The organism is Methylocystis sp. H4A (assembly GCF_015709545.1).
Classification (GTDB): Bacteria; Pseudomonadota; Alphaproteobacteria; order Rhizobiales; family Beijerinckiaceae; genus Methylocystis; species Methylocystis silviterrae.
In genome coordinates this window covers 23,933-31,186 of sequence record NZ_JADNQY010000009.1, presented here as the reverse complement: position 1 = coordinate 31,186, position 7,254 = coordinate 23,933, and the positions used below count along the sequence as shown (strand labels likewise).

The window sequence follows — 7,254 nt, the reverse complement described above, 5'->3', positions numbered from 1 at the left end:
CACGACGGCCTTTCTCTTGAGGACGGCCGCCGGAATCAGCTCACCGCTCGTCATCTTCAAGCTCCTCGACGCTGAGGCCCGCGGCCTGCATGAGGATTTGAGCGAGTGTCGTGACGATTTTGTCCCGCTCGGGGGACTGCAGGCCATCCAACTTGTTGTCTTCGAACGACAAACTCATCTGTCGGCCCGTCGCCGCCGACGGCGTCTCGAGAGACTGCATTGTTTTCCTCCGGAACGATTGCGACATCGCTCCGGGAGTCTGCGGCCTTGACCGCGCCTTTCAACTGGCGTTGCAGCTCAACGAGCGCGGCCACGTCAACGCGCGGCACGCCGATCACCATGCCGGCGCAAACCACGGGATCAAGCATCCAGCCGGCAATAGAAATCACGACGCCGGTCGGCCCTTGTACTTGAAGGAATGAGCCAGTTGCACGCTGCTCAACCCGACGAACCAGAACCTTGCTGCCGCAATATGGATGCCATCGGTAGTGGACTTCCAATTCCTGACCGACATGGGCAGAATGAACGGGTGATGGCGCTCAACCGATAAAAACGTACTCTTCGCCGGCTCGGACGGCGGGGCCGAGAACTGGGCGGTCGTCGACTCGCTCATCGAAACCTGCAAGCTCAATGGCGCGGATCCGCAGGCCTACATGGCCGACGTCCTCACGAAGATCATCGAGGGTCATCTCGCAAGCAAGCTCGACGAACTTATTCCGCGGGGCCTACGCGCCGTCCCGCCGCGCTCAGGGACGTGGCCCTGAAAACAGCGCTTACTGCAAATCGAAGACGTCGCCGCCTACTTCGCGAGCGTCGTTCCGCCGCGCCGCCGGCTATGCCGCCGCCGAGCGCGTCCAATGTGAAGGTATTTCCAGCGGGAACACAACCAATCATGGCGCGACGCGTTCTTCCATTTCCGTCCATTGTCCCTGGGCGGCAAGCGCGTTCATATGAGCTCGGTGAGTGAAAGACGCCTGGGCGTCGAGAACATTGCTCGGCATTCCGGACCAGGTATTCAACGCCGCCGTCTGCAAGGCTCGGCCGTAACTGAAAGTCAGCGCCCATGGCCCGCCAAGGCGATTGATGGCGTCGAGATTTGCGGTCGCCTCAATGTCGGATTGGCCGCCCGACAGGAAGGCGACACCTGGAACCGCCGCTGGAACGCAATTTTTCAACACCCGGATTGTCGAAAGCGCGACTTCTTCGGGCGACGCTCGCTTCGGATGTTTTTTTCCGGCGACGACCATATTGGGCTTCAGCAGCATTCCTTCGAGGAAGATCCGCGCTTCGTAAAGCCGCATGAAGACGGTCTTCAATACACATTCGGTCACTTCGCCGCATCGCTCGAGATCATGCTCGCCATCCATTAAGACCTCGGGCTCGACGATGGGCACTAGATCGGCATTTTGGCAAAGCGCCGCGTAGCGGGCGAGCGCTTGCGCATTCGTCTCGATCGCGAAATCCGTTGGAATACCCCTATCGGAATCGACGCTGATAACGGCGCGCCATTTTGCGAAGCGCGCCCCTAGGCGGCGATAATCGTTCAGCCGTTCGAGCAGACCGTCGAGACCTTCAGTAATCATTTCGCCGGGAAAATTGGCAAGCGACTTTGCCCCCAAATCGACCTTGATGCCTGGAATGGCGCCGGCCGCCTCGATGTATTTGACGAGTGGCGTCCCGTCGCTGGCGGTCTGTCTAATGGTCTCATCGAAGAGGATGACGCCAGAAATATATCGATTAATTGCCTCTTCGGCGCGGAACAGGAGTTTGCGGTAATCGCGCCGCGTCGCCTGGGTAGAGTCGACGCCGATTGCCGCGAACCTTTTCGCGATCGTTCCGGCGCTCTCGTCGGCGGCGAGAATGCCTTTCCCTGGTGCGACCATGGCTCTCGCGGTTCGAACGAGCACGTCCTTGTTCATAATCCTTCTCCTCCGAGCCAGCCCGGTCGATGACAACTACGTTAGAGATGCATCCTTGGGCGCTTTCCTATTCCGCTATGCCGAAGCGTATGTGCCTTTGTTGAAGCTACGAATTGAACAGACGCTGACATGAATGATGCGCTCCCACCCGACGCCGGCCGCCGCCGCGCTTCTTGCCGAGACTGACAGTTCAATGAACTCCGCCCGCATCAAGGAAAATGGTGTCTCGGAAAGAACGCCAATGCAGATCTTCATTGATGCGCTGACTTTGGCGCCGTCGCTTGAACCACCAACGGCAGCTCATGCCGTCAGTCAGATCAAGCGCCCACTTGTACAGTCAATAAGACGGGGTCGGAAAAACCAGAAGTTTCAGAGCGCCACGAGCGCGCCAAGCCGATTTGGATCCGATCTGCGTACTTGCCATATGGGCCCGCAGCATTATGAGGCCGGACACACGAAAGCGCCCGACCCCATGCTCGCGCCCAAAAGAAAATCCTTGCATTCGACGGGGGCGTCCCCACACGAAACACATCCTATTCAACACTCAGCGCTCTCGTTTCACTTGTCCCACCCGTGAAGCGAGGTGCGCAAAGGATTGGCTACGGCCCTCGGATGACGCTTGTAACGCCTGTCTCAGAAAGCGCACCGGGAAGCAGATCGCATCCACATTCGCGCCCCGCAGTTCGGCGGGCCGATTAGAATCCGCCACCAGAGCAGATTCTGCTTCCGCCAACAGCCGATCGATTTCAGCTTCCTCGAAAACTCCCTTTTCGCGCAAAGCGACAAGCAGGGCGGAAATGACGACGTAAAGGCCCTCAAGCTGAAGATTCGCAGTATTCATGGTTGCCTCCTGGCGTTGGCATAAAGTCCGCCGCCATCGTTCAGAGGCGTCCCGGGCAATGGATCGTGCGCCCACTCAAACTCCCACACAAGAGCCGACGCGTTCTGTCGCATCGCCTGTCGATTGTATTTTAGAGGTCGCTTTTGCTTCGTGGCTTCGAGGTTTGGCGAGAGAAGGTCCGAAAAGCCCTCGGCAAATGATAGCGCTCGAATGAAGTAACTGTTTGGGCTCCCGAGCTCGACACCAAAGCAATGCTTCAGTCGTCCATGATCGGGTCTAGGACCAGCTCCAACGCATCGGGAAGCGGGCAACGTCAGCCTTTCTTGAAGCGGACGGCTTCTTCCGATCCGCTGGTTGCGTCGCCTGCGCTATATGAATGCGCCCCGGCGCCGGCGAGCTTCCCTGCGCTAACGATTAGGTATTCATCGCGGATCGGGCGATTGTCGAACCAGCATTCGAGAATCTCCCGCACGCCAGCTGCATAACGCGTCTGCGCCGTCAGACTGGTGCCAGAAATATGCGGCGTCATGCCATGGTGCGGCATACTTCTCCATGGATGGTCGACCGGTGCTGGTTGAGGAAACCAGACATCGCCCGCATAGCCGGCCAATTGGCCGCTTTCGAGGGCACGCACAATAGCGCCGCGATCGCAGATCTTGCCGCGCGCGGTGTTAACGATGTATGAGCCGCGCTTCATTTTGGCAATTAATGCGTCATTGAACAAATGTTCGGTCTCCGGGTGCAACGGGCAATTTATAGTGACGACGTCACAAACCTCGACCATGCTTTCCACGCTGGGGTGATACGTCACATTCAGGTCTCGTTCGAAAGACGATGGCGGTCGAAATAATGAAGGCCGACATCGAATGGCTTCAACCGCCGCAGTACTGCCGAGCCGATGCGACCGGCGGCGACAGTGCCGACCTGCATGGCTTCAAGATCGTAAGAACGCGCTACGCAATCTGCTATGTTCCAGCCGCCTGTCACGACCCATTGGTACGAAGGGATGTAATTGCGAACCAGCGCGAGGATCATCATCACCACATGCTCGGATACGCTGATGCTATTGCAGTATGTGACTTCCGCGACGGTGATATTGCGATCGATCGCTGCTTGCAGATCGGTGTGATCGGATCCAATGCCCGCGGTCACGATGAGCCTGAGCTTGGGCGCCTTCGCAATCCGCTCGCGGGTCATATAACCCGGCCAAAAAGGCTGCGAAATAACAATGTCGGCGTCAGGAAGCTCTTGGTCGAGTACGCTGTCCGCGCCGTCCTTGCTGGATGTCACTACTAGGCGATGACCGTTCGACTCTAGGAATTTGCGTAGTCCTAGTTCGCCGGAAACGCTGCCAAGGAGCGTACCCGGCTTGAAATCGATTGCCTTTGGGGAGGGCAGCGTTTGTCCGTCGGGATAGCATTTGGGCTGAGCCACGTCATCGCGCGCATAGGCTTTCGGATAACCGTCAACCGGATCGTCGTACAGCACGCATACGATCTTGGCCATGTTCCGCTCCCTCTCTCGCTGGGATGCAGGGCGTTATGCTTTCGTGGCTCTACCCATCAGCAGCGCCAAGCGCGAACTGGCCTCGCTCATGGATACGCGCTCGCGCCGCCTCACCAGCCTCATCATAGTTGTCGAAGTAGATAGCGCAGATCGTTTCATCGGCGATGCGTTCAGGGTTATCTGTCGATTTCACCGAAGACGATATCCAGCGAGCGACGACAGCCGAGATATCTGCCAGCTGCAATGCGATCGAGAGCGGCAGTCGCCCCATCCGCCCGGCATTGCCCTGCCTGCACTATAACGAGCCCGAGAAGAAAGAGTAGCTTGCGGCCCCAAGGTCGCTCTTGTCTCCAACCGGCATCGCCATCGGTATCATAACGGCCTGCGCCACAATGATGCAGGCCGTTATGGAATAGGGATCCTGAGTCTTTTTGGCCTTGGCTCAGGCGCTCGCCAACGAGCGGTAGCTCGGCGGCATCGGCGAAATGGAACAAGGTGATCGCCGCCGTAAAAGTCAGCAGCGGTTTGCAATCGAAAATCACGCTCAATGCGCTCGGGCGTTTTCGATACTCGTGGCCGCGATCGTTGTGGTCCAAGCCACGCGCCAACGAACGATCAATCTCCCTCGCATTGATGGCGAGTACCGCGAGTGCGCTGGCGGCGCCAAGCAACGCGACGAGCCCCAGCACGGTGGCCGGCATGATCGGCTAGCCGGCGACTTCCGCTATGATCGCTGTGAATACGTTCCTTGTATGGTTGAAGGCTTCCCTTGTATGGTTGAAGGCTTCGTTGCGGCCGACCCGTCTTGTGAACGCCTGTCTGCGGACGATGCCTAAGCTTCTTGCCGCGATCACCGGGGGAACACACCGCATCGCAGGCGCCAATCAGGGTTTGCGCGGCCGCCGCTGGCCGGAACAGGGGGAAAAGAATGAGGCATATCCCCCGAGGACGACGATGCTGGCGGTGGCACCAATCAGAGCGCGCTTCCAAACGGTCCAGTCGACGAGCGCTCCAGCTGGTGTGCGGGCTGCGACGGTTGCGATTCCCGCGATCGTCATGACAATGCCGACATGCGTGGGGCCCCATCCTTGGCTAGACCAAAGGAAAATTGCGAGAAACGGACCAACGCGTCCTTGCACGTCGGGAATGAGGAAATTGAGGCAGTCAAGCACCGCTTGGTTTCGCATGGGGTTTCCGCGTTTGTATGGCTCGGGACGCGGCCGACGCCAGCGCGGCGGTAACAGGCCTTGCAATTATCGAACGGCCCGTTGACGGCATTCCCATGCCAGAAGGCGATTATTCGGAAGCAGCAAGCGCGGCACTCGCGACAGACCGTCTCCGCTTCTCGCAAATCGCGCCGACGCACTTCGTTGACAAGATTCTTCCAAAGCCTCCTTTCGGCGCACCAGGCGGCGCATCGATTAGGGGAATGACGCCTCATGTCGCACATTGGCAGTGCAACGCGTGATCGCACCCGCAAATGAAACCATCCCGTTGGTCGCTTCCCCGGAATGCGGGGCGAGCAGCAGGCAGCTGCGCTGTCTTGATCACTCTCGCGCACGAACAGCTCGGGAATTGGACGCACTATTTTCGCTGTGGTAAAAGATCAAAGGGACAGACTGCCCCAATCCGCCGCGAGAAGAGCGGCCTCATCCCAAAGCGATACAGTTTGATGCGCTCGAGCCCTAGGTTGTCTCAGGCTCACGTACGCGAGCCTTTGTTAGCCGCGCTCGTGGACAACGCCTTGGACGGCATCATCACGATTGATAAGACTGGAACAATCCTGTCATTTAATCCTGCTGCGGTCGCATTGTTTGGATACACGCCCGACGAAGTAATCGGGCAAAACGTTCGCATACTGATGCCCGAGCCATATCGCAGTCGGCATAATGACTACCTGAGCCATTACCTCCGCACCGGCGAAGCCAAGATTATCGGAATTGGCCGGCAGGTCGAGGGACAGCGTCTGGACGGGTCGGTCTTTCCGATGGAGCTTGGCGTCGCCGCAGTCGAAGCCGAGGGCGAACGCTACTTTGTCGGCTTCATACATGATTTAAGCGAGCGGCGCAGATTTGAAGCTCGAATGCATGATCTGCACGCGGACCGTCTCGATATTATCGAGAATATGACAGTCGGACTCGCCCACGAACTCAAACAGCCCCTCTCTGGGATCAACGCCTATCTCCATATTGCGAGCAGGCTCCTTAAGAAAGGGGATTTAACAGAAATAGAGCAGGTCTTGGACAATGCCTCCAAGCAGGTATTCCGTGTTTCAGAAATAGTGGACAGTCTGCGCCAATTTATCGCGCGGGGCGAATCGATCAAGACTCTCCACCATTTAAACGAAGTCGTCCGAACCGCATGTGAATTCACCGACTCCATCGCCAAAGAATGCGGCGTCGCGACAGCTGTCAATCTGGATGCGCAAAATGACCTGGTGCTCATCAACAGGGTTCAAATCCAGCAGGTCGTCGTCAATCTGAAGCGCAATGCCATCGAAGCGATGGAAAATTGCGAGAGTCGCGAATTAGTTGTGTCGACGCGCCTGATCGACGGTAATGAGATTCGGGTCGATGTCGCTGATACTGGTCCAGGCATTTCGGAAGCGATCAAAGCCAAATTGTTCGAACAGTTTACGACCACGAAACCGCACGGGCTGGGCGTTGGCTTGTCTATCTCGCGCTCGATTATCAACGCGCATCATGGACGGTTGTGGGTCGAGCCCAATCCTGGCGGCGGCACGATCTTTAGCTTCGAATTGCCGTTGGCGGAACAACATCAAAAGCTCGCGGAAACCTAACTCCTGTCTCGAAAGCGACCGAAAGGGCAGCACCAGCGTTTGATTGAGGCCGCATAAATGGGTCGGCGAGGCAACACAACAGAGACGAGGACGAAGCGCGTGAGTGGCGCACGCCCTCTATGACAGCGCCGTGATTGGGCGAGCATAGCAATTTTGTTATTCTATTGGTGACGTTCTTTTTTGCCTTG

Annotated in this window: 6 protein-coding genes and 2 pseudogenes; 2 read left to right on the top strand and 6 right to left on the bottom strand. The window is 57.7% G+C overall.

Annotated features, from left to right (window positions below):
• Positions 1–40: 40 nt before the first annotated feature.
• Both IYW40_RS00765 and IYW40_RS00760 read right to left on the bottom strand, forming a co-directional pair.
• Positions 41–220 carry a hypothetical protein gene (locus IYW40_RS00765; protein WP_175095919.1) on the bottom strand — a complete coding sequence of 60 codons (180 nt, stop codon included), beginning with the start codon at positions 218–220 and terminating at the stop codon, positions 41–43.
• A 165-nt stretch (positions 221–385) separates the two neighbouring features.
• Positions 386–631, bottom strand: a complete 246-nt coding sequence (locus tag IYW40_RS00760; protein WP_175095918.1) for a hypothetical protein — start codon at positions 629–631, stop codon at positions 386–388.
• Here IYW40_RS00760 and IYW40_RS00755 point away from each other — a divergent pair.
• A pseudogene (locus IYW40_RS00755) lies at positions 549–764 on the top strand (transposase domain-containing protein); the annotation flags it as partial. The gene IYW40_RS00760 and the pseudogene IYW40_RS00755 sit on opposite strands and share 83 nt — an antisense overlap.
• A 126-nt stretch (positions 765–890) precedes the next feature.
• On the opposite strand, the gene IYW40_RS00750 reads toward IYW40_RS00755, so the two are convergent.
• The 4 genes and pseudogenes from IYW40_RS00750 to IYW40_RS00735 all read right to left on the bottom strand — a co-directional run bounded on the left by IYW40_RS00750 (position 891) and on the right by IYW40_RS00735 (position 4,967).
• Positions 891–1,919 carry a class I fructose-bisphosphate aldolase gene (locus tag IYW40_RS00750; RefSeq protein WP_196399020.1) on the bottom strand — a complete coding sequence of 343 codons (1,029 nt, stop codon included), beginning with the start codon at positions 1,917–1,919 and terminating at the stop codon, positions 891–893.
• A gap of 544 nt (positions 1,920–2,463) precedes the next feature.
• Positions 2,464–2,760, bottom strand: a complete 297-nt coding sequence (locus tag IYW40_RS00745; RefSeq protein ID WP_175095452.1) for a hypothetical protein — start codon at positions 2,758–2,760, stop codon at positions 2,464–2,466.
• A 313-nt stretch (positions 2,761–3,073) separates the two neighbouring features.
• Positions 3,074–4,266, bottom strand: a pseudogene (locus IYW40_RS00740) (NAD-dependent formate dehydrogenase).
• A gap of 176 nt (positions 4,267–4,442) precedes the next feature.
• Positions 4,443–4,967 (bottom strand): hypothetical protein, encoded by a 525-nt coding sequence (locus IYW40_RS00735; protein ID WP_175095900.1) that lies wholly within the window; start codon positions 4,965–4,967, stop codon positions 4,443–4,445.
• A 971-nt stretch (positions 4,968–5,938) separates the two neighbouring features.
• On the opposite strand from IYW40_RS00735, the gene IYW40_RS00730 reads away from it, so the two are divergent.
• The gene (locus tag IYW40_RS00730) at positions 5,939–7,066 is read left to right on the top strand and encodes a PAS domain S-box protein (protein WP_175095901.1); all 1,128 of its coding nucleotides are present in this window, start codon (positions 5,939–5,941) and stop codon (positions 7,064–7,066) included.
• Positions 7,067–7,254: the final 188 nt, after the last annotated feature.